Source organism: Martinezella sp. CNPSo 3964, assembly GCF_057784375.1.
Genome location: NZ_JBXSOW010000001.1, coordinates 831,356 through 852,601 on the forward strand (window position 1 = coordinate 831,356; position 21,246 = coordinate 852,601).

Below are 21,246 nucleotides of genomic sequence, written 5' to 3' on the forward strand. Positions count from 1 at the left end.
TTCGGCGAACCGAATTAGAAGCTGCGCTGGAAGCGCAGGATACCAGCCCACTGATCCTGGTTTACAGAATCGAAGTTGGTGTAGGTAACTTCCGGCTCGATGAGGAAGCCCTTGACCGGGGTGAACTTGAGGTTCGTGGTGGCTTCGAAGATCTTCGAGTCGGTGTAAGCGAGCTGGAGATTCCACTTCAGCTTTTCGTTGATCGGAACGCCAACGCCACCCCAGACAGCCCAGTCGCCCCAGCCGCAGAGATCGCCACGGCCAGCCGGGCAAGCAGACGCGTTCAGGTTCGAACCGGCGTACTGGTTCAGCTTCTTGCCATCGGTGTTGTAGCCACCCATCAAGAAGGCCGTGAGGAAGCCGAAGTCGGCATCGATACGAGCCTTGACAGCGCCTTCTTCGACGATCGAGTCGTAACCGCCGACAACCTTGAAGCCGAAACCGCCAGCCTTGTAGCCGACACCGGCGACAACGTTCGGAGCATAGTGGTTAGCCTTCGACTGAACCCAAGCGCCGCCGTAGGAAGACGTATCCGAACCGGAGTTGCTGTCTTCGAGCGAGACGACAGCCGTGAAGCCGTTGCCTGCGTCGTAGTTGTAGGTCAACTGGTTGAGTTCGTACGGGCCGTCATAGACCACGTCGTCGTTGATGACGTCGCCGGCGTAGCCGGTGTACAGGTTGTACTGCGAGTCCTGCTTACCGACCAGGAAACCGCCGAGGCTGATGTTGGCCCAGAGCAGCTTGGTGGTGGTGGCGTTGCCGTCGTTCCAGTCGAAACGGTAGACAGTGTTGGTCTTCAACGGACCGTATTCGGTGTCGGTCGCGGTGTCGACGCTCAGCTGAGCGCGGGTATGCCAGTAGGTGCCACGATCGCCGCCGGGACCCGGATTGTAGGCATTGTACCAGCCGCCTTCGGTACGGACCATGCCGCCGATCTTGAGGCAGGTTTCGGTGCCCGGGATGAAGAAGTAGCCAGCGCCATAGGCATCGCAGATGCGGACATATTCCAGCGGCTCGGGCTCAGCTGCTACGATCGCGTCGGCAGCATGAGCACCGGATACTGCTGCCAGCGCAGCAGCGGAGCCGAGAAGAAGGCTCTTGATGTTCATAGTAACTCCAGTTCCAATATCGATTAGGTATGAGAATTCACGCCGAGAAAATCGACGTGCCCTACCCCACCCGGTTTTAAAGTTGACCCCTGATCTGGGAGAACCAAGACAAGTAAGTCTTGCTTCCGATTTGGAACCTACAGATCGTTTTTTTCAGAGCAATATCAGAGATAAACTATGAACAATTGTGACGGCTGTTTCAAAAGGTGCGTTGCACAAAAATCACGTCGCAAAACTGTCACACTGTCGGCGTGCCAATAGCCGAAAACTACTTAGGATTACTTCATGAATACGCACAACCTAAAGGGCATCCTTACAGAGAAAGATGCTAAGTAGCGTAAAAGCTACACCACAACTTGACTATATTCGCAAACACAAAAAGCCCGGCCTATGGCCGGGCTTTCTTTCACCGTAGTGAACAATCTCAAATGACCGAAGTCAGATCAGATTAGAAGGTACGCTCGAAGCGGAGGATACCTGCCCACTGGTCCTGATTGATGGAGTCCCAGTTGGTGTAGGAGACTTCCGGCTCGATGAGCAGGTTCTTGACCGGGTTCCACTTGACGTTCGTCGTAGCGGCGAAGATCTTGGAGTCGGTGTAGGCGAGCTGCAGGTTCCACTTCAGCTTTTCGTTGATCGGAACGCCAACGCCGCCCCAAACTGCCCAGTCGCCCCAGCCGATGCCGGAGGCAGCGCCAGCGCCGTTCGAACCGGCATACTTGTTGAGCTTGTCGCCGTCGGTGTTCCAGCCACCCATGACGAAGGCCGAGAAGACGCCGAAGTCAGCATCGACACGAGCCTTGACAGCGCCTTCTTCGACGATCGAGTCGTAGCCGCCGACAACCTTGAAGCCCCATGCGCCAGCCTTGTAGCCAACACCGGCAACAACGTCAGGAGCGTAGTGATCCGAGCTGTCTTCGCCATTAGCGCCGGTAGCACCGGTGCCAGAGTTGCTGTCTTCGAGCGAGATAACAGCCGTGAAGCCGTTGCCTGCGTCGTAGTTGTAGGTGATCTGGTTGAGTTCGTACGGGCCGTCATAGACTACGTCGTCGTTGATGACGTCGCCGGCATAACCGGTGAAGACGTTGAACTGCGAGTCTTCCTTACCAACGGTGAAGCCGCCGAGGCTGATGCTGGCATGCAGCAGGTTGGTGGAGGTAGAGTTGCCGTCGTTCCAGTCCCAACGAATTTCGGTGTTGGTCTTCAGCGGGCCGTATTCGGTGTCGCTCGCCGTCTGCAGGCGAAGCTCAGCGCGGGTGTGCCACAGCGTACCCAAACGAGAATTCGGGTTGTAGGCATCGTACCACTCACCTTCGGTACGAACCTTACCGCCGATCTTGAGGCAGGTTTCCGTGCCCGGGATGAAGAAGTAACCTGCACCGTATGCGTCGCAGATGCGGACATATTCCAACGGCTCCGGCTCAGCGGCAACGATAGCGTCAGCCGCGTGAGCACCGGAAACTGCTACAAGTGCAGCAGCGGAGCCCAGAAGAAGGCTCTTGATGTTCATATTGACCTCCAGTCAAAGTTTTATGTCGAGAATGAAAACTACCCGAAGGTATTCCCTGTCCCATTCTCGCGTTTCAAGAAGTGGACGATCAATCGCCCTCGCTTCCGAGAGTGAAAATACAAGACGTGCACTGTCACGCAATCGACATTTTCGCGGAAGAGGGGATTTGAGTAAGCCTTCCGCAATTGCTGTTGCCGAAAGGACACAAGTCAGCAACACGGCGGCCGCAATTATTTAGACTTCATTAAGAAAGTCCTTAATCTACGGATACTTACGAGCACCGTAAAAATGGCCTCAGCCGATTGGAAAAAGGCACCGAAATGGCCATTCCATGGCTAACCGCCGGATTTTGCTAGGTTTGGTAAGCTCCGTATGACGCTTGTCGCGCCGACCCACCCGAGATGAACAGCCATTGGCGAGTTCAGCCCGCGTCCCAAAACGATGCAAGGACGCGGGTGATTCCTTGAAAGGGCCGATTCGACAGTGGCGAACGGGCGGTGAACTAGGGCAGGCCGCCAACGACCCACTATCGCCCTGCCCCATCATTTCCTGGGATAGAGCACCATTCCGGCGTGATGGAGCACGCCATCGATGAAGTCGCCATCGGCGGTGAAACCGGTATCGTCCCAATAGTCGATATGATTGCCCGTCACCATGTAGCGCCCCTGATAGGCATGCTCGCGGCTTCCCCGCGCTTCGATATACCGGCCGTTTGGCAGGAGTTCGTGGCGGATACGACCGTCGGCCGTCGTCCACATGCCGACGTAAGCGTGTATCGGGTTCGTCATTTCGATTCGATCCTCGGAAAGTACAGGCGGCGCGACCATGACGCCGGCCAGGGTGAGAGCAAAGAAAACGCGAATCAGTGTGCCGCCCTCGTCGGGCGAACGACGATTTCATTGACATCGACATCATCGGGCTGCTCGACCGCGAAGCGTACCGCCCGGCCGATGGCATCGGGCGTCAGCGCAACAGCCCGATAGGACTTCATCGCTTCGGCGGCCACCGGGTCCGTGATCGTATCGGCCAGCTCGCTTTCGACTACGCCCGGATGGATGCAGGTGACCCGGATATCGCGGCATTCCTGGCGCAGCCCGTCAGAGATTGCCCGAACGGCATACTTGGTCGCGCAATAGACGGCGGCGGTCGGAGAGACTGCGAGCGCCCCGATCGAAGCGATATTGATGATGTGACCGGCGCCACGCGCCGTCATTTCCGGCAGAACGGCCGCAATGCCATGAAGCACGCCCTTGATATTGACGTCGACCATTCTGTCCCATTCCTCAACCTTCATCGAAGTCATCAGGGAAAGCGGCATGATGCCGGCATTGTTGACGATCACATCGACGCCTCCCCAGGCCAGACGCGCCGTCTCTGCAAAGGCGGCAACATCAGCCCTGTCGGTCACATCGAGCCGGCGGGTCATTACCGTGCCGCCCTTTTCCCGAATCTCGGCCGCCAATGCTTCCAATCTGTCGACGCGCCTTGCACCGAGCATGACCCTTGCGCCGGCGGAGGCGAGTTCGCGGGCAATGCCCGCACCGATGCCGCTGGAGGCACCCGTGACGAGAATGACTTTATCGATAGGCATGCGATCACTCCTTGCTATGGGAACGGTTCTCTCCTGGAACCGGCTGCGAGGAGGATACAGAGCTTCATTGTCGTGATAAGACACCCATTCGGTGACAACTTGGAAAGCAATAATTACCAATGTGGCCTGATCTCAATGCCCTCTCCGTCTTCATTCTCGTCGCCCAGGAGCGCAATTTTCGCGCCGCCGCCGACAGGCTGGGCGTCACCCGCTCGGCGGTCAGCCAGACGATCCGGCGATTGGAGGAGAGCATGGGCATCGCGCTGGTGCATCGTACAACCCGCAGTGTCAGCCTGACGGAGGCTGGCGAACGGCTTTATGCAGACGTGGAGCCGGCTGTCTCGGATATACGCACCGCGATGGAGAAGACGGACAATTTGCGGACGCGGCCCCGCGGGCAGTTGCGGCTCGCCGTTTCCTCGATCGCGGAGCGATTTCTCTCTGGCGACTTTCTCGCAGGCTTTGCAGCTGCCAATCCCGAGATCCTGCTCGACATCACCGTCACGGACGAGGAATTCGACATTGCATCGGAAGGCTACGACGCCGGGGTCCGGCTTGGCGAAGTCATCGAGCAGGACATGATTGCCGTACCCGTCGCCGGTGACGAGCGGCAATTGGCCGTATGTTCCCCGGCCTATCGCGACCGATTCGGCATCCCCACACATCCGAAAGAGCTCTCCACGCATCGATGCATAGGCTGGCGTCCCTCACCGAAGGCTGCCCCCTATCGCTGGGAGTTTGCGGAAGGGGGTAAGGAATTCCGGGTGGAGGTCGCACCGGAGGTGACGACGAATGACATGGGCGTGATGATCAAGCTGGCCGTCTCCGGAGCGGGAATCACATTTGGGATGGAAGAAAGTTTTCGCACCTTCATCGACCGAAACGAGCTAGTGTCGATCCTGCAGGAATATTGCCCCTCTTTCCCGGGCTTCTACCTTTATTATCCCAATCGACGCAACATGGCTCCCAAGCTGCGCGCGCTCATAGCATATCTGAAGCGCTATGAAGGCTTTGCTGGTCGCAATTCCCGATAGGTGCTGCTTTGGGATTTGGTGGCTCCAAGTTCATCTACCGTCTGCAGATGAGTGCATTGAGCCAAAATGGCGGAGAAGATGGGATTCGAACCCACGATACCATTTCTGGTATACTCCCTTAGCAGGGGAGCGCCTTCGACCACTCGGCCACCTCTCCGGTGCGGCCCTGATAGGGCCATTCATTTATCGACGCAAGCGCTTTTTCGCGCTTGTGACCGTTCTTTCCATGATTCAGCAACAGCCGATTGTCGGCCGAAGCATGGTCCGGCCGACTTGAAAAATCACATCAAGCCAGCAACTGCTTCAAATCGGCGGCTGGGTCGGCAAGGATGTCCCTGGACGGATTGGCGCCGGTCTCCAGCAGCTTCTTGCCCGTAACATAGGCCTTTGCGTCGTTTATTGCATCGACTGCGATGAAGCGGCCCTGCTTGAAATACCATATGGAAGCCGCGCCCTCGCGGACGCCTGGACGCAGCAGCGTCTCGTCATAGCCGAGGTTGAAACCCGCGATCTGCAGTTTCACGTCATATTGATCCGACCAGAACCACGGCTTCGGATCATAGGCCTTTTCGTTGCCGGCTATGATTCCTGCAGCGGCCTCCGCCTGATCGACAGCGTTCTGCACGGATTCGAGCCGGATGCGGCCGCCCTCCCATGGCAATTCCACGCAATCACCCATGGCGAAAATGGAGGGATCGGACGTGCGGGCAAACGAATCGACGGTAATGCCGTTGCCGACCTCGAGGCCGGCTTCCTTGGCGAGCCTGTCATTGGGGGCGACGCCGATGCCGACGACAACGAAATCGACATCGATGGTCGAGCCATCGGAAAGCTCTGCGGCAGCCACATGGCCATTGCGGCCGATAAGCTGCTTCAATCCGGTCTTCTCGCGAATGACGACATCATGCTTCTGATGAATGGCCCTGAAAATATCGGCGGTTTCCTTGGCGGCGACACGCTGGAGGATGCGATCCCCCATCTCGATCAAGGTCACTTCGAGCCCACGATGGCGCGCGACGGCAGCAGCCTCAAGCCCGATATAGCCGCCACCGATGATGAGCACCCGGCGACCAGGGCGCATCTCTCCGGCGAGAAGGTCGGCGTCGCGCTTGTCCCGGGCGAGATAGACGCCCTCGAGCGCACCGCCGACGGAAGGCGGCAGGCGCCGAGGCGTCGAGCCGGTCGCGAGCGCCAGCGTCTCATAGTCCAGCCTGGAGCCGTCCTGCATGATGATCTGCTTTGCGGCGCGATCGATCTGCTCGACCCAGGTAGACACGCGGATTTCGACATTATTGTCTGAATACCAATGCTCCGGGCGAAACAGCAGGCGATCGAAGGTCATTTCGCCGAGCAGATATTTTTTGGTCAATGGCGGTCGCTGATAGGGAAGGTTTTCCTCAGCACCGACGATGGTGATCGGCCGTGAATCACCCAACCCACGCAACTTGGCCGCAAGCGCGAAACCCGCCTGCCCGGCCCCGATAATGACCAATCTGCCCGTCACGATCCGTACTCCATGTGTTATTATAGCGATCCCCGCGCGATGCCGGGGACGCTCATGGACTTCAGGGGTAACGCCTGCACCTGCAAGCGTCAATCGTGACTGACCCTGCACCCCGGATCGGGAGAAAGTTGGGCCGAAAGGCTCAGCTCGATATTTCGACCCAGCGCCGCTCATGGAAGGATTGCGCCATGGCATGCACCGATTTCTCGATGCGCAGACCATCTTGGAAAGCCACGACTGACGCAGCGTCACCCGAAATGGCGCGAATCAGCTCACGGCACTCGATGATCTTCAGATCGTTGAAGCCGAGGCCATGGCCGGGTGCGGGGATGAAACGGTCATAGGGCTTGTGGGCGGGTGCGGCCAGCACCTTGCGGAAGCCCTGTTCGCTGTCTCTGCCTTCGGCCTGATAAAGCTCGAATTCGTTCATGCGCTCCTGATCATAGGAGATCGAGCCCTTGGAGCCGAAGATTTGCAAAGCTATCCGCCCCTTGCGGCCCCAGGCGGAGCGATTGGCCATGAGCACTGCGGAAATGCCACCGCCAAGCCGCATCAGCACATTGGCAAGATCGTGGTTTTCGACAGCGCGACTGCCGCCATCCTTCAACGGACGCTCGGCATAGGGCTTCACCATATCGGTGATGACGGCCTCGACGTGACCGAACAGGAACCAGAGCAGCGAAAGCGGGTGCACGGCAAAGTCATCGAGAGCGCCGTAGCCCGAGGCAAGCTCGCTCTTCCAATAGAAAAGGCCGTTCGGATCGGCCATGAAATCTTCGTCCATCTCGACGCGGACGTGATTGACCGTGCCGATCGCGCCCTCCGCGATCAGCGCCTTGATGTGCCGCATCACCGGGTTCTGGATATAATTGTAGCCGAGGATGGCAACCTTGCCGGAGGACTTGGCCGCGGCGAGCATACGCTCGGCATCGCCATAAGCAGGCGCCATCGGCTTTTCACACCAGACATGCTTACCGGCTTCAAGCGCCGCAATCGCCATTTCCGGATGGAACTGGTTGGGCGTCGTCACGGAAACGACGTCGACATCCGGGTCTGCGATAAGCGCGCGCCAGTCAGCCGTCGCCTTTTCGAAGCCGAATTCGTCGCCGCGTGCCTTTGCCAGATCGGCATTGGCCTCGGCCAGATGCACCAGGCGCGGCCGCGCGACATCGCCGAATACGGTCTTGACCGCATTCCATGCCAGCGCATGGCATTTGCCCATATAACCCGTGCCGATCAATCCAACGCCCAACGGCCTCATTTGCACTTCCTCCTCAAATCCGCTCCCGCAGTTGCGTGATTTTTGGAATATTTAGACCGTTTTGACAAGCGCACCCATGGCATCGACGCTTCTCTCACGGGCAATAATCCATATTTATATGTTTAAAATCATTATCTTAAAAATATTCGTGCCGAATGATTCAAAATCCGGTATCGTTGGAAATATGGAATATTTGTTTCATTGCGGGTATTGGGGGAGCTGAAGGACGGCGCATGGACAACAATATCGAGACGCAAACCAGGGTGCCGCGCGACTTCGAAAGCCTGCGCAGCATCATCATCGAACGCAAGAATGCCATGCCGAAGCGTCTCGCACAGGTGGCCGCCTTCGCGCTCGGCAATCCCGATGAAATCGCCTTCGGCACGACGGCGAGCATTGCGACGGCCGCCGAGGTCCAGCCTTCGACGCTGGTGCGCCTTGCCCATCACCTCGGCTATGAAGGCTTCTCCGATCTGCAGAGCATCTTCCGCGAGCGGCTGCGCGATCGCACGCTCAGCTATGAAGAGCGGCTCGTCACGCTGGAGCAGTCCGGAATAAAGGATGAAGAAGCCGGCATTCTCTCCGGCTTTCTGTCTGCCGCAAGCCAATCCATCAACAAGCTCGCGGCAACCATCGAGACGGACACTTTCGCCAAAGCGGTCGACGTGCTTGCCACCGCCGAGACGATCTATCTCATCGCCAAGCGCCGCTCCTATCCGCTGACGGCGCATATGAGCTATGCCTTTTCCAAATTGAACATACGCCATCAGATCGTCGCCTCGCCCAATGGCATCGACGGCGAAATCGCCCGTTTCGCCACCGAGAAGGACGCAGCGATCGCCGCCAGCTTCTCGCCCTATGCCGCCGACAGCCTGGCGCAGGCACAGGATCTGGCGGCGCGCAGCGTACCCGTCATCGCCATCACCGATTCGGCCTTCTCGCCCCTCACGGCCTGTGCGACCCATTGGTTCGAGGTGGCCGAGGCCGATTTCGCCGGTTTCCGCTCACTATCGGCATCCATGGCGCTCATCATGGCCTTTCCGGTCGCTATCGCCGAGCGCCGGCGAAAAGCCGCAATAAAAGTAGATAAAACGAAAATGGAATAAACATTCCGAATTGACAAAATCTCGGAACCAATGTTTCACTACAGCCAGGATCACGACCGCGGGAGATGGTCGTCCGATCCATAGCAGCCGGGACGAAACGAACACCGGCACTTTCAATAACGCATGATCTCGGCGCAGACTGAAAAGCAAGAGAGGTCATGCCCCGACGGGAGGACATCATGGCACACGACAATCCTGGCGCCGAGCCGGAAGCAAGACTCGATGTGATCACCATCGGCCGCTCCTCCGTCGACCTCTATGGTCAGCAGATCGGCTCGAAGCTTGAAGACATCGCCTCTTTCGCCAAGTCGGTCGGCGGCTGCCCGGCCAATATCGCGATCGGCACGGCGCGGCTCGGCCTGAAATCCGGCCTCATCACCCGTGTCGGCGACGAGCAGATGGGCCGCTTCATCCGCGAACAATCAGCCCGTGAAGGCGTGGCGGTCGATGGGATCGCGACGGACAAGGAGCGCCTGACGGCGCTGGTACTGCTGGCGGTCGAGGCCGAAGGCATCTCGCCGATGATCTTCTATCGCTCCGACTGCGCCGACATGGCGCTGAACGAAGACGATATCGACGAAAGCTTCATCAAATCCTCGGGCGCCGTTCTGGTGTCCGGCACGCATTTTTCCAAGTCCAATACCGAGGCGGCACAGCGCAAGGCGATCCGCATTGCCAAGGCAAACGGCCGCAAGGTGATCTTCGATATCGACTACCGGCCGAACCTCTGGGGCCTTGCCGGCCATGCCGAAGGTTTCGAGCGCTATGTGAAGTCGGAGCGCGTGTCCTCCAAGATGAAGGAGACGCTGCCGGATTGCGACCTGATCGTCGGCACCGAAGAAGAGATCATGATCGCCTCCGGTGCCGACGACGTGCTCGGCGCCTTGAAGGAAATCCGCCGCCTCTCATCCGCGATCATCGTGCTGAAGCGCGGCGCCATGGGCTGCATCGTCTATGAAGGCGCGATCTCGGACGACCTGGAAGCCGGCATCGTCGGCCAGGGTTTCCCGATCGAGGTGTTCAATGTTCTCGGCGCAGGCGATGCTTTCATGTCCGGCTTCCTGCGCGGCTATCTGCGCGGCGAGCCGCTGAAGACCTGCGCCACCTGGGCGAATGCCTGTGGCGCCTTCGCCGTTTCCCGCCTGCTCTGCTCGCCGGAATATCCGACCTGGGCGGAACTCGACTTCTTCCTGAAGACGGGCAGCAAGCATCGCGCGCTACGCAAGGACGAGGCGATCAACCACATCCACTGGGCGACAACCCGCCGCGGCGACGAGATCCCGCTGCTGATGGCGCTTGCAATCGACCATCGCTCGCAGCTCGTCAGCGTCTGCGATGAGCTCGGCATCGACCACGACAGGATCGTCGCCTTCAAGCGGCTTGCCGTCGAGGCGGCGGCGCGTGTAGCCGACGGCCGGCGCGGCTACGGCATGCTGATCGACGAACGCTTCGGGCGCGATGCCTTCTTCGATGCCGCCACCAAGAATTTCTCCTGGATCGGCCGCCCGGTCGAACTGCCGGGATCGAAGCCGCTGAAGTTCGAATTCAGCCAGGATATCGGTTCGCAGCTGGTCGAATGGCCGCTCCATCACTGCATCAAATGCCTCTGCTTCTACCATCCGGACGATCCGCAGGATTTGAAGGCGGAACAGCAGGAGAAGCTGCGGACGCTCTTTGAAGCCGCGCGCAAGGTCGGGCGCGAGCTCCTGGTCGAGATCATCGCCAGCAAAAACGGTCCGCTGACCGACGACACCATCCCGACGGCGATGGAAGAGCTCTATGCGCTCGGCATCAAGCCGGACTGGTGGAAGCTGGAGCCACAGGAATCGACAGCAGCCTGGAAAAAAATCGATGCCGTGATCGCCAAAAATGATCCATGGTGCCGCGGTATCGTGCTGCTCGGCCTGGAGGCGCCGGCAGAGGAACTGATCCGCGGCTTCGAAGCGACGCTGGCGGCCCCCTCGGTCAAGGGTTTCGCAGTCGGGCGGACCATCTTTTCCGATGCGGCCCGTGCATGGCTGTCGGGCGGCATGAACGACGAGGAGGCGATTGCCGACATGGCCGGCCGCTTCCGGCAACTGACGGATGCGTGGCTTAAAACCCGCGGCCGATGAAATTCCAGGGCGGTTCCGCTTTTCACGGAAACTCTGAACCGCTCTATCTCTTTGTTCTTCCGCAATTCTGGACGGAAAACCGCTACACAATTTTCCGGGGATTGCTCTAGCATTTGGGAGGCGCCCGATGGGCAAGACGATCCGATTGACGATGGCACAGGCCGTCGCGCATTTCCTCAAGAAGCAGATGACCATCATCGACGGGCAGAAGCAGCCGATCTTCGGCGGCGTCTGGGCAATCTTCGGTCACGGCAACGTTGCCGGCATCGGCGAAGCGCTCTATCAGGTGCGCGAGGAGCTGCCGACGTTCCGCGCTCACAACGAACAGGGCATGGCCCATGCCGCCATCGCCTATGCCAAGGCGAGCTTTCGTCAGCGCTTCATGGCCTGCACGACCTCCATCGGGCCTGGCGCGCTCAATATGGTCACGGCGGCCGGCGTAGCACACGTCAACCGCATCCCGGTCCTGTTCCTGCCTGGCGACGTCTTTGCCAACCGCGCACCCGATCCGGTGCTGCAGCAGATCGAGGATTTCGGCGACGGCACCGTCTCCGCCAATGACGCCTTCCGCCCTGTCTCCCGCTATTTTGACCGCATCACCCGCCCCGAACAGATCATTTCGGCGCTGAAGCGCGCCATGCAGGTGCTGACTGATCCGCTCGATTGCGGCCCGGTGACGCTTTCGCTCTGCCAGGACGTGCAGGCCGAAGCCTTTGATTATCCCGAGAGCTTCTTCGAGGAGCGCGTCTGGACACAGCGCCGCCCGCAGCCGGATGCCGACGAACTTACCAACGCCATCGCATTGATCCGCCGCTCGGAAAAGCCGGTCATTCTTGCAGGCGGCGGCGTGCTCTACTCGCAGGCAACCAAGGAATTGACTGCCTTCGCCGAAGCGCATGGCATTCCGGTTGTCATCACGCAGGCCGGCAAGTCGGCCATCGACGAGACGCATCCGCTGGCGCTCGGCTCAGTCGGCGTGACGGGCACGTCCGCCGCCAATGCCATTGCCGAGGATACCGATCTGGTGATCGCGGTCGGCACGCGCTGCCAGGATTTCACGACCGGCTCCTGGGCGCTGTTCAAGAACGAGAAGCTGGCGATGATCGGCCTCAACATCGCGGCCTATGATGCGCTCAAGCACAACAGTCACCCGCTGGTGACAGATGCGCGCGAGGGGCTGAAGGCGCTCTCCGCCGGCCTGACCGGCTGGCGCGCGCCGGCATCGCTGGCCGAGAAGGCGACGCGGGAGAAGAAGATCTGGGCCGAGGCAGCCGCCAAGGCGCTGGCGACGACCAATGCCGCCCTGCCCTCCGACGCCCAGGTCATCGGCGCCGTCACCCGCACGCTTGGCGGCGAGAACAGCATCCTGGTTTGCGCCGCCGGCGGCCTGCCTGGCGAGCTGCACAAGCTCTGGCCTGCGACCGCACCCGGCAGCTACCACATGGAATACGGCTTCTCCTGCATGGGCTACGAGATTGCCGGCGGCCTCGGCGTCAAGATGGCGCGGCCGGAGAAGGATGTCGTCGTCATGGTCGGCGACGGCTCCTACATGATGCTGAATTCCGAGCTGGCGACCTCCGTCATGCTCGGCCTGAAGATCACCGTCGTGCTGCTCGACAACCGCGGCTATGGCTGCATCAACCGCCTGCAGATGGCGACCGGCGGCGCGAACTTCAACAACCTCCTGAAGGACTCGCGGTTCGAGGTAATGCCGGAGATCGACTTCCGTGCACATGCGGCCAGCATGGGCGCGATTGCCGTGAAGGTCTCCTCCATCGGCGAGCTGGAACAGGCGATCGAAGCCTCGAAGAAGAACGACCGCAGTTCCGTCATCGTCATCGACACCGATCCGCTAATCACGACGGATGAAGGCGGTCATTGGTGGGATGTCGCCGTTCCCGAAGTCAGCCCGCGTGCCGAGGTGAACAAGGCGCGCGCCGCCTACGAACAGGCGCGCGCATCCCAGCGCATCGGCTGATCCATTTCCGTCATTTTTCTGGAGGAGCTTGCGGCTCCTCCAATCATGTTTTCAAGGAGACCATTGATGAAGGCCAAACTCGGCATGTCGCCCATCGCCTGGTGGAACGACGACCTTCCTGAGCTCAGCGACGACGTATCGCTCGAGGAATGCCTGCGGCAATCGCGCGGCGCCGGCTTCACCGGCATGGAACAGGGCCGGCGCTTCCCCAGCAATCCGGAGGAGATGCTGCCGATCCTGCGCGCCGCCGACGTGACGCTTTGCGGCGGCTGGTTCTCCGGCACCCTCGTCAACGAGGAGCTCGCCGCCAACAAGGACCGCATCGCGCCGATGATCGAGCTGTTCAAGGCCGTCAACGCGCCTTGTATCGTCTATGGTGAAGTCGGCCGCTCCATCCAGGGCGACCGCTCCAAGCCGCTCGCCACCAAGCCGCGCCTTTCGGATGACGAGATGAAGGCCTATGCCCGCCGCGTCACCGAATTCGGCGAATGGTGCGCCGCACAGGGCATGCCGCTTTCCTATCACCACCATATGGCCGCCGTCGTCGAAACCGAGCCGGAACTCGACGCTTTCATGCGCAATTCCGGCGCGGGCATTCCGCTGTTGCTCGATGCAGGCCATCTCGCCTTTGCCGGTGGCGACGTGCTGCGCGCCATCGATAACCACCATGCCCGCATCAACCACGTCCACGTCAAGGATATCCGCAAGTCAGTTGTCGATGGGCTGGACCGCAGCCGGCAATCCTTCCTCGATGCCGTCGCGCTTGGCGCCTTCACGGTGCCGGGCGACGGTTCGCTCGATTTCGGCGCCATCGTCCAGCGTTTCGCCGATTACGGCTATGAGGGCTGGTTTGTCGTCGAAGCCGAACAGGATCCGCGCAAGGCGCCGCCGCAGAAGATGGCCGAGATCGGCCATGCCGAGCTGATGCGCGTCATGACGGCAGCGGGCTATACGGTGGAAACCGAAGGCTTTCCCAAGGGATAGCTGGAGCGCTTCCGCTTTTCTTCGAATCGCGAAAACGCTCTAGCTCTTTGTTATCTAGCAATTCCGGACGGAAAACCGCTGCGCACTTTTCCTGGAATTGCTCGAGAGATGAGCGCCCCTCTCGCCGGCCCAAGGCTGGCGAGAGGCACTCTCCCAAGCAATGGAGGAAGAACCATGCCAAATCTCAAGGTCAAACCTGACGGCTCCCATGGCCGTGTCATCCATGTCACGCCCGAAAGCGCCGGCTGGACCTATGTCGGCTTCGATCTTCACCGCCTGAAGCCGGGCGAAACCGCCTCGGCTGAAACCGGCGACCGCGAGGTCTGCCTCGTCTGGGTCAGCGGCAAGGGAAGCGCCAAGGCCGGCGCAAAGGATTTCGGCTCGCTCGGCGGGCGCATGAGTCCCTTCGAGGGCGCGCCCCACGCGCTCTATATTCCGGCAGGGTCGAGCTGGTCAGTGACCGCCGAGACCGATCTGGAACTCGCCGTCTGCTCGGCACCGGGCGGCGGCTCCCATGAAGCCCGCGCCATTCCGCCGGGTACCCATCCGGCGCTGACGCGCGGCAAGGGCACGAATGTCCGCTACGTCAACAACATCATGCCGGAAGATGACGGTGCGGCGCATTCGCTACTGGTCGTGGAAGTGATCACGCCGGGCGGGCACACCTCGTCCTATCCTCCGCACAAGCATGACCAGGACGATCTCCCGAACGAGAGCTTTCTCGAGGAGACCTATTACCATCGCCTCAACCCGCCGCAGGGTTTCGGCTTCCAGCGCGTCTATACGGATGACCGGTCGCTGGATGAAGTCATGGCGCTGGAGGATGGCGACGTGACGCTGGTACCGAAGGGATATCACCCCTGCGCCGCCTGCCACGGCTACGATCTCTACTATCTCAACGTCATGGCCGGCCCGAAGCGCATCTGGAAATTCCATAATGCCGTCGAGCATGAATGGCTGCTCAAGTCCTGAGGTGATGTCGTCGTTCTAACACCCGCCCTCGTGGTTCGAGGCTCCGGCTCCTTCGCCGAACTCAGGTGCCTATGCACCTCACCATGAGGGCTAATCTTCCATGTAAGACAGCTCACTAAGCTCGCTTCATACGACAGGTGCGCTCCATCCTCACCCTGAGGCGCAAAGCCTCGAAGGGCGAGGATGGCCCCAAATCTCCCACAAAAAGGCCGCGCCCCAGAGCGCGGCCTTTTCCATGTCATGCGGGCAGCAGGCCGTAGCGCCATTTCCGATCCCTGGCATTGCGCGACAGCACGAACCAGGTGAGCAGGCTCATCCCCGCCTCCGCGAAGATCGGCGTCATCCAGATCCCCCGTTCGCCGAAGACGAGTGGCAGGAGAAATGTCAGCGGCAAAGTGAACAGATAGGACCGCGACAGACCGAAGATCGCGCCGCGTTTCGCATCGCCGATCGACTGGAAGTAGGACGACAGGATGATCGCCTGACCGAAGAGGAAATAGGCGCCGATCGTCCACGGCAGGATGCGTCCGACTTCCTCGACGATCAGGGGATCGGCCACGAAGATCGAGCCCAGATGCCCGGCCAGTAGTTCAACGATCAGTTCGACCACCGCGCAGTAGACCAAGGCCGAGATCATCGCGATGACAACGCTATGGCCGACACGGGCGGGAAGCGCTGCGCCGTGATTGTGGCCAGATATGGTCTGCAGCGCGATGCTCAAGCCGAGAAGCGGCAGATAGGCGAAGGTCATCACGCGGGTGACGATGCCATAGGCGCCGACGGTCGCGACATAATCCCCCTGGTGCCAGATCGACACATTGAAGAGGATCGCCGCCGAGCTTAGCGAAATGCCGATGAAACCGAGGCTCATCGGTGCGCCGAAGGCGAAGATGCCTCGCCACTCACTGATATGCAGACCCATATCGACCCAAAGGCCGCCAGGGCGAGGCAAACGATGGATGATGACGATCATCAGGCAGATGAATTGCGCCAGGATCGAGCCGCCGGCGGAGCCGACCACGCCCCAATGAGCGACGGCCATCAACAACCAGTTTGCCAGAATATTGAGCAGCGTCGAGGCAAGCGTCACCAGCGTCATGAAGCCGAGCTTTCCTTCACAGCGCAGCCCGTCGAGATGGATCGAAAGAAAGAAGCTGATCGGCGCGAAGGCGACCATGACGCCCATGAAGGCCTCGGCGCTGCGGGCGACATCGGCGTTTCCTGCCGCAGCCACAGCGATGAACTGCCGGGCGACAAGCCAGTAGACAATATTGACGAGTACGACGACGGCGATCGCCAGCGTATGGGCACCGGTGAACACGGCCTTCGCGCCATCGCGATCTCCGGCTCCGAGGCGACGGGCGAGAATGCTCGCCATACCATTGGAAACCAGTGTCTGCAGCGCAATCAGCAGCATCAGCGCGGGAAAGATGAGGCTTACGGCGGACAGCGCGTCGGCACCGACATAGACGCCGAGGAAATAGGCATCGACTACGGCAAACAGGCCGCTGACGGTGGTGATGACAACGATTGGCGCAGCCGTCTTGGCAAAGACGCCGGGCAGCCAGCCGGTGAGGAACATGTTGTTTTCAGTATGACGTGTCATGGTGGTATCCAGACGGAATCGCTCGCTATCGGCGATAGATAGCGGCCTATCGGTAGAAGATGAATGTCAGATGTCGAGAACGAGATGCGGTATGCCGTTCGACGTTTTACGCGGCGAAATGCCGTCGGCATCGACCTGGGCGTTGATGCGCTGGCGGAATGCGGAAAAGCTCTCGAACTCCACCACGTCGACCGGTTCGTCGAAATGAATGGTGATCCGATAAAGCCCGCCCGACTTCGCCGACATCGCGAGAACCTTGCCGGTGAAGGGCTTGTTCAGGTAGCGCCCGCGCACGGCGGAGCCGACATCGAAGGGCGCATCCGGCCCGTCGTTTGGTTTTGCCGCAAGCGCCGACAGCGTGTTCCAATCGCGCAGCCCATGCTGCTTGGCGATGAGCTCCAGCGCCGTCGAGTGGCTCATGTCGTCGCCGCGCTCGGCCATGGCCTGACGCAGACGCCGGGCCTGAGCCTTCAATGCATCTATGGACGGATACGTCGTCATAGGATCAGCCTTTGCTAAGGCACGCAATTACGACCGTGAAACGGAGCTCGCATTACCGTCAGTCAGCATGCCCTGAATGGCTGTGACCAATAACAGCGAGGACTTCACCTTGGATTTTCATCCGCGAGCGGCAGGCGCCTCGAACCGAGCTTTCGTATGATCGAAGCCGATCTCGCTGTCAAGATGCGCCCAAATCGGCACAAAAGACGAACCCGTTAAAATTCTACCAATGCAATTGACGCTTCCGCAAAATCTCCGTGCAAGGTTCATGCTGTAACCGAGATGAATTCGGTCTGTTCTTCAACAGGGAATGACAATGCTTCGCGCAACCCATCTGGCGAAAGTCAAATCCGAAGTCTACGAACGGAGCTGGGAACGCTTCTACGTTCAGAGGCCGGCGCGCCTCGTGGCGGTTCGTCCCTGTCTCACGGGCATTTCCGTGCGCAGCGCGGAGATTACCGACATCTCGCGCGGCGGCGCCAGCTTCACCGTCGCCACGACGGTCGGCCTGCCGACCCATTACTATCTGAACATCCTCGGCCTTGCCTACCGCATCGCCTGCGCCGAAATCAGCCGCAACGACAACCGCGTCCATGTCCGCTTCATCAACCTGATCGAACCGGAAACCCTGCGCCGCGTCGTACGCGCCGATTTCATGATCGGCAATGCAGAGGCGATGGCTGCGCGCGGCAGAAAGCAAAAGGTATAAATTGAGCCGTCATTCCCATATGGGCCTGGCGGCACCGTCTCCGGGTGCCAATTGACGACTTCACGTCCTCAATCGTTTCGCACGCCTCCGCGGGCATATCGTGCAGGCGGCATGCCTGCGTATCGCGCAAAGGCGACGCTGAACGTGCTTGCCGATCCGTAACCAACACGCTCGGCCACCTGATCCATCCCCAATTCACGGCTGCGCAACAGCTGCTTGGCGAGAACCATGCGCCAAGCCAATAGATATTCCATTGGCGGCAGGCCAACGACGCGGCTGAAACGCGCAAAGAATGCCGATCGGGACAGGGCCGCTTCGGTTGCAAGATCCGCCACAGTCCATGGATGGGCGGGACGTGCATGCATCGCGTGAAATGCTGCAGCCAGGCGTTCATCGGCAAGGCCGCGGCTCAAGCTCGACGTGACGGTTGTTTCCGTGCCGGATCGCAAAGCCTCGATCAACAACACCTCCAGCAGCCGTTCCAGCACCAGTTCGCGCGCCGGCCGGCGCTCACGTGTTTCCTCGCCGACCAATTGCATCAGCGTCGCGAGTCTGGGCTCGTCGCGAACGATAATCACATCAGGCAAGAGGGAAACGAGCAAGGCCGCGTCCGGCGCGCCGAAACTGCAATGCCCTATGCGCATGCGCAGATCCGCCGGCCCTTCGAGGCGGCCGACACGGAAATGGCCGCCGCTCAACTGCGTCGGAACCGTGGCGGGCAGATCGGCCGGTGCGTCGACGCTCTCGTTGACAAGGTCGCGCATGGCCGGCACGAGCACGAAATCACCGGCCTGGAGGATGAAAGGCTGATGTCCTCCAAACGTTACGCGGCAACGCCCCTCAAGGATTGCGCAGTAGAATGGTTCGCCCGTGGCCTCCCGATGAATTCGCCAGGAGCCAGCGCATTCCACCAGTTTGGAAAAGCGTGCGGCCGGCTGCAGCAGCGTGACGATTTCGGCAAGGGGATCGACTGTCATAATCAGGACTAACGCTAAAGAAATGGAGACTGCAGCTTATATAAAGTCTCTCACCCGGTCACTACCATGGCATCATTCCTTTTGTTTGGAGAAGCTTATGTCCACGATATTGATCACCGGTTGCTCGTCTGGCTTCGGCCTGGAGACTGCGAAACTGTTTTTTGAACGAGGGTGGGATGTGATCGCGACAATGCGCACGCCCAAACCCGAGCTACTACCGGTTTCCGAACGCCTGCGTATTCTCGCGCTCGACGTCACCAATCCGGCAAGTATCGCGCAAGCTGTGAAGGCTGCCGGCCCGATAGACGTATTGGTCAACAATGCCGGTTTCGGAGCGCCCTCACCAATCGAGCTGACCGCGCCGGAGACGGTGCAGTCGCTGTTCCAGACAAATACGATCGGCACATTGGCGATGGTTCAGGCCGTATTGCCCCAGATGCGTCAACGTCGGGCCGGCGTCATCGTCAACGTCACCTCCACGGTGACGGTCAAGACTCTGCCGGTGATTGGGATCTACCGGGCGAGCAAGGCAGCGGTGAACGCCTTCACCGAGTCCTTGTCGGTGGAGATGGAGCCGTTTGGCGTGCGGGTGCATATTGTCCTACCAGGCCGTTCGCCGGAAACCCGCTTTGGGGAGAATGCACGTCCACATTTGCGTGGTTTGGACGATCCGGATTACGCGCCATTGATCCAGCAATTCATAAAGAATGTGCAGGATGACACCGGCCCCGTGACCTACGCTCCCGACGTGGCGAAGGCGGTGTGGCGAGCGGCCACCGATCCATCCGCTCCGCTGCGAATTGCGGGCGGCGCGGATGCCGAACTCTGGATGGCTGAGGCAGGTTTGTAACCGGAAACGGTGGTAGCCGAAGAGCTGCTGCCGTTCCGCCTTCGACCATGCATTATCGGGAACGCGCAGCCGTCTGACGAAGCGCGTTTCCCCTGTCTCATGGATTATCGAGCAGGTGATCCTTCATCGGTTGCGATAAGCACAAATGGCGCAATACGGACGAAGGTCTTTCCGCTCTTGCAACCACCCGCCAAGCGCCTATTCTGCCGCACCCTGCAACTGATTTCGGGAAACAAAGCCAGCATGTCCGCCTTCTCGCGCTTCACGCCGCTGATCAGCGCCCTGCCCTCCACCGTTCCTTTCGTCGGCCCCGAGGCGCTGGAGCGTCAGCGTGGACTCAGCGTCAAAGCCCGCATCGGCGCCAATGAGAACGGCTTCGGGCCGGCACCCTCCGTCATCGCCGCCATGCGCGAGCGGGCCGGCGACATCTGGATGTACAACGACCCGGAAAATTACGAGCTGAAGCAGGCGCTTGCGGCGCATCTCGGCGTACAGCCGGCCAATATCGCCGTTGGCGAAGGCATCGACAGCCTGCTCGGTCTCATCGCCCGGATGGTGATCGAGCTTGGCACGCCCGTCGTCACCTCCCTTGGCGGCTATCCCACTTTCAATTTCCATGTCGTCGGTTTTGGTGGTCGCCTGGTTACCGTTCCCTATGTCGATGATCGCGAGGACCTCGATGGATTGCTCGAAGCGGTGAAGCGCGAGAACGCGCCGCTCGTCTATTTCGCCAATCCCGACAATCCGATGGGAAGCTGGTGGGATGCCGACAAGATCGTCGCCTTTGCCCGTGCGCTGCCGGAAAACTGCCTTCTGATCCTGGACGAGGCCTACAGCGAAACGGGGCCTGCAAGCTCGCTGCCTGATATCTCAGCCCTGATCGACCTACCGAACGTGCTGCGCACCCGCACCTTCTCCAAGGCCTACGGCCTTGCCGGCGCCCGTGTCGGCTATGTCATCGGCGCGCCCGAGACGGTGCTCACCTTCGACAAGATCCGCAACCATTTCGGCATGAACAGGCTCGCGACCGTGGCGGCGCTCGCCGCGCTGAAGGATCAGGCCTATCTCGCCGAGGTGGTCGGCAAGATCCGGGCGGCGCGTGAGCAGATCGGCACCATCGCCCGCGACAACGGACTTTTGCCGCTCGCCTCCGCCACGAACTTCGTCGCCATCGATTGCGGACGGGACGGCACCTATGCCCGAGCGATCGTCGACAGGTTGATCCAGCACGGCGTCTTCATCCGCATGCCAGGCGTGGCACCGCTCAACCGCTGCATCCGCGTCAGCGTCGGCCCGAAGCAGGATCTGGAGCTGCTTGCCGAAGCGCTGCCCAAGGTGCTGAAGGCGATCGGCTAAGCCCAAAACGACGAAACCGCGCCTGCCTTGTCCCGGCCGGTCGCGGTTTTCATCATTTCGGCGTTCGCCTCTCCCTCGACCGCC

18 protein-coding genes and 1 tRNA gene are annotated in these 21,246 nt (G+C 60.2%); 9 read left to right on the forward strand and 10 right to left on the reverse strand.

What is annotated here, in order from left to right; genetic code table 11:
* Positions 1–14: 14 nt before the first annotated feature.
* From AC13Q5_RS04070 to AC13Q5_RS04085, 4 genes are all read right to left on the reverse strand, one after another.
* Positions 15–1,109, reverse strand: a complete 1,095-nt coding sequence (locus AC13Q5_RS04070) for a porin (protein WP_075852107.1) — start codon at positions 1,107–1,109, stop codon at positions 15–17.
* A gap of 448 nt (positions 1,110–1,557) precedes the next feature.
* Positions 1,558–2,619, reverse strand: a complete 1,062-nt coding sequence (locus tag AC13Q5_RS04075) for a porin (protein WP_075852106.1) — start codon at positions 2,617–2,619, stop codon at positions 1,558–1,560.
* A gap of 542 nt (positions 2,620–3,161) precedes the next feature.
* Complete coding sequence (locus AC13Q5_RS04080) at positions 3,162–3,446, reverse strand: Atu4866 domain-containing protein (RefSeq protein ID WP_075852105.1); 285 nt, start codon at positions 3,444–3,446, stop codon at positions 3,162–3,164.
* Positions 3,447–3,481: 35 nt separating this feature from the next.
* Complete coding sequence (locus AC13Q5_RS04085; RefSeq protein WP_075852104.1) at positions 3,482–4,210, reverse strand: SDR family oxidoreductase; 729 nt, start codon at positions 4,208–4,210, stop codon at positions 3,482–3,484.
* A gap of 119 nt (positions 4,211–4,329) precedes the next feature.
* Here AC13Q5_RS04085 and AC13Q5_RS04090 point away from each other — a divergent pair, with 119 nt between their 5' ends.
* Positions 4,330–5,244: a LysR family transcriptional regulator gene (locus tag AC13Q5_RS04090; protein ID WP_488500895.1), complete on the forward strand. Its 915-nt coding sequence runs from the start codon at positions 4,330–4,332 to the stop codon at positions 5,242–5,244.
* 67 nt (positions 5,245–5,311) lie between these two features.
* On the opposite strand, the gene AC13Q5_RS04095 is transcribed toward AC13Q5_RS04090, so the two are convergent.
* The 3 genes from AC13Q5_RS04095 to AC13Q5_RS04105 form a co-directional block, all read right to left on the reverse strand.
* Positions 5,312–5,401 (reverse strand) — tRNA-Ser (locus AC13Q5_RS04095).
* 129 nt (positions 5,402–5,530) lie between these two features.
* The gene (locus AC13Q5_RS04100; RefSeq protein ID WP_075852102.1) at positions 5,531–6,748 is read right to left on the reverse strand and encodes an NAD(P)/FAD-dependent oxidoreductase; all 1,218 of its coding nucleotides are present in this window, start codon (positions 6,746–6,748) and stop codon (positions 5,531–5,533) included.
* 142 nt (positions 6,749–6,890) lie between these two features.
* Positions 6,891–8,009, reverse strand: coding sequence for a Gfo/Idh/MocA family protein (locus tag AC13Q5_RS04105; protein WP_488500896.1), 1,119 nt, complete (start codon positions 8,007–8,009; stop codon positions 6,891–6,893).
* Between the two features lie 233 nt (positions 8,010–8,242).
* Between AC13Q5_RS04105 and AC13Q5_RS04110 the strand changes: the two genes are divergently transcribed.
* From AC13Q5_RS04110 to iolB, 5 genes are all read left to right on the forward strand, one after another.
* Positions 8,243–9,115 carry a MurR/RpiR family transcriptional regulator gene (locus AC13Q5_RS04110; protein WP_075852100.1) on the forward strand — a complete coding sequence of 291 codons (873 nt, stop codon included), beginning with the start codon at positions 8,243–8,245 and terminating at the stop codon, positions 9,113–9,115.
* 179 nt (positions 9,116–9,294) lie between these two features.
* Positions 9,295–11,229 carry a bifunctional 5-dehydro-2-deoxygluconokinase/5-dehydro-2-deoxyphosphogluconate aldolase gene (locus AC13Q5_RS04115; protein ID WP_488500897.1) on the forward strand — a complete coding sequence of 645 codons (1,935 nt, stop codon included), beginning with the start codon at positions 9,295–9,297 and terminating at the stop codon, positions 11,227–11,229.
* A 127-nt stretch (positions 11,230–11,356) separates the two neighbouring features.
* A complete protein-coding gene (gene iolD, locus AC13Q5_RS04120; protein WP_488500898.1) occupies positions 11,357–13,207 on the forward strand; it encodes a 3D-(3,5/4)-trihydroxycyclohexane-1,2-dione acylhydrolase (decyclizing) in 1,851 nt (616 codons plus the stop codon).
* Between the two features lie 66 nt (positions 13,208–13,273).
* Entirely contained in the window at positions 13,274–14,191 is a 918-nt protein-coding gene (gene iolE / locus AC13Q5_RS04125; RefSeq protein ID WP_488500899.1) for a myo-inosose-2 dehydratase, read from the forward strand.
* A gap of 174 nt (positions 14,192–14,365) precedes the next feature.
* Complete coding sequence (gene iolB, locus AC13Q5_RS04130) at positions 14,366–15,163, forward strand: 5-deoxy-glucuronate isomerase (RefSeq protein ID WP_488500900.1); 798 nt, start codon at positions 14,366–14,368, stop codon at positions 15,161–15,163.
* Positions 15,164–15,401: 238 nt separating this feature from the next.
* Here the strand turns inward: iolB and AC13Q5_RS04135 are convergent, their stop codons facing one another.
* Both AC13Q5_RS04135 and AC13Q5_RS04140 read right to left on the reverse strand, forming a co-directional pair.
* Positions 15,402–16,769 (reverse strand): MATE family efflux transporter, encoded by a 1,368-nt coding sequence (locus tag AC13Q5_RS04135; protein WP_488500901.1) that lies wholly within the window; start codon positions 16,767–16,769, stop codon positions 15,402–15,404.
* A gap of 66 nt (positions 16,770–16,835) precedes the next feature.
* Positions 16,836–17,270, reverse strand: coding sequence for a glyoxalase superfamily protein (locus AC13Q5_RS04140; protein WP_488500902.1), 435 nt, complete (start codon positions 17,268–17,270; stop codon positions 16,836–16,838).
* 310 nt (positions 17,271–17,580) lie between these two features.
* On the opposite strand from AC13Q5_RS04140, the gene AC13Q5_RS04145 reads away from it, so the two are divergent.
* Complete coding sequence (locus AC13Q5_RS04145; protein WP_488500903.1) at positions 17,581–17,979, forward strand: PilZ domain-containing protein; 399 nt, start codon at positions 17,581–17,583, stop codon at positions 17,977–17,979.
* Between the two features lie 68 nt (positions 17,980–18,047).
* Here the strand turns inward: AC13Q5_RS04145 and AC13Q5_RS04150 are convergent, their stop codons facing one another.
* Positions 18,048–18,956, reverse strand: coding sequence for a cupin domain-containing protein (locus AC13Q5_RS04150; protein ID WP_488500904.1), 909 nt, complete (start codon positions 18,954–18,956; stop codon positions 18,048–18,050).
* Between the two features lie 97 nt (positions 18,957–19,053).
* On the opposite strand from AC13Q5_RS04150, the gene AC13Q5_RS04155 reads away from it, so the two are divergent.
* Together AC13Q5_RS04155 and AC13Q5_RS04160 are read left to right on the forward strand one after the other, a co-directional pair.
* Positions 19,054–19,806 carry an SDR family oxidoreductase gene (locus tag AC13Q5_RS04155; RefSeq protein WP_488500905.1) on the forward strand — a complete coding sequence of 251 codons (753 nt, stop codon included), beginning with the start codon at positions 19,054–19,056 and terminating at the stop codon, positions 19,804–19,806.
* A 243-nt stretch (positions 19,807–20,049) separates the two neighbouring features.
* Positions 20,050–21,162: a pyridoxal phosphate-dependent aminotransferase gene (locus AC13Q5_RS04160; RefSeq protein ID WP_488500906.1), complete on the forward strand. Its 1,113-nt coding sequence runs from the start codon at positions 20,050–20,052 to the stop codon at positions 21,160–21,162.
* The last annotated feature ends 84 nt before the right edge of the window (positions 21,163–21,246 follow it).

What these genes read in the sequence shown, in the direction of transcription:
- AC13Q5_RS04070 (WP_075852107.1), bottom strand. Translation starts at nt 1,109, where the DNA reads ATGAACATCAAGAGCCTTCTTCTCGGCTCCGCTGCTGCGCTGGCAGCA.
- AC13Q5_RS04145 (WP_488500903.1), top strand. Translation starts at nt 17,581, where the DNA reads ATGACAATGCTTCGCGCAACCCATCTGGCGAAAGTCAAATCCGAAGTC.
- AC13Q5_RS04080 (WP_075852105.1), bottom strand. Translation starts at nt 3,446, where the DNA reads ATGGTCGCGCCGCCTGTACTTTCCGAGGATCGAATCGAAATGACGAAC.
- AC13Q5_RS04105 (WP_488500896.1), bottom strand. Translation starts at nt 8,009, where the DNA reads ATGAGGCCGTTGGGCGTTGGATTGATCGGCACGGGTTATATGGGCAAA.
- AC13Q5_RS04090 (WP_488500895.1), top strand. Translation starts at nt 4,330, where the DNA reads ATGTGGCCTGATCTCAATGCCCTCTCCGTCTTCATTCTCGTCGCCCAG.
- AC13Q5_RS04135 (WP_488500901.1), bottom strand. Translation starts at nt 16,769, where the DNA reads ATGACACGTCATACTGAAAACAACATGTTCCTCACCGGCTGGCTGCCC.
- AC13Q5_RS04115 (WP_488500897.1), top strand. Translation starts at nt 9,295, where the DNA reads ATGGCACACGACAATCCTGGCGCCGAGCCGGAAGCAAGACTCGATGTG.
- AC13Q5_RS04110 (WP_075852100.1), top strand. Translation starts at nt 8,243, where the DNA reads ATGGACAACAATATCGAGACGCAAACCAGGGTGCCGCGCGACTTCGAA.
- AC13Q5_RS04075 (WP_075852106.1), bottom strand. Translation starts at nt 2,619, where the DNA reads ATGAACATCAAGAGCCTTCTTCTGGGCTCCGCTGCTGCACTTGTAGCA.
- AC13Q5_RS04155 (WP_488500905.1), top strand. Translation starts at nt 19,054, where the DNA reads ATGTCCACGATATTGATCACCGGTTGCTCGTCTGGCTTCGGCCTGGAG.
- iolE (WP_488500899.1), top strand. Translation starts at nt 13,274, where the DNA reads ATGAAGGCCAAACTCGGCATGTCGCCCATCGCCTGGTGGAACGACGAC.
- iolB (WP_488500900.1), top strand. Translation starts at nt 14,366, where the DNA reads ATGCCAAATCTCAAGGTCAAACCTGACGGCTCCCATGGCCGTGTCATC.
- AC13Q5_RS04140 (WP_488500902.1), bottom strand. Translation starts at nt 17,270, where the DNA reads ATGACGACGTATCCGTCCATAGATGCATTGAAGGCTCAGGCCCGGCGT.
- iolD (WP_488500898.1), top strand. Translation starts at nt 11,357, where the DNA reads ATGGGCAAGACGATCCGATTGACGATGGCACAGGCCGTCGCGCATTTC.
- AC13Q5_RS04085 (WP_075852104.1), bottom strand. Translation starts at nt 4,210, where the DNA reads ATGCCTATCGATAAAGTCATTCTCGTCACGGGTGCCTCCAGCGGCATC.
- AC13Q5_RS04150 (WP_488500904.1), bottom strand. Translation starts at nt 18,956, where the DNA reads ATGACAGTCGATCCCCTTGCCGAAATCGTCACGCTGCTGCAGCCGGCC.
- AC13Q5_RS04160 (WP_488500906.1), top strand. Translation starts at nt 20,050, where the DNA reads ATGTCCGCCTTCTCGCGCTTCACGCCGCTGATCAGCGCCCTGCCCTCC.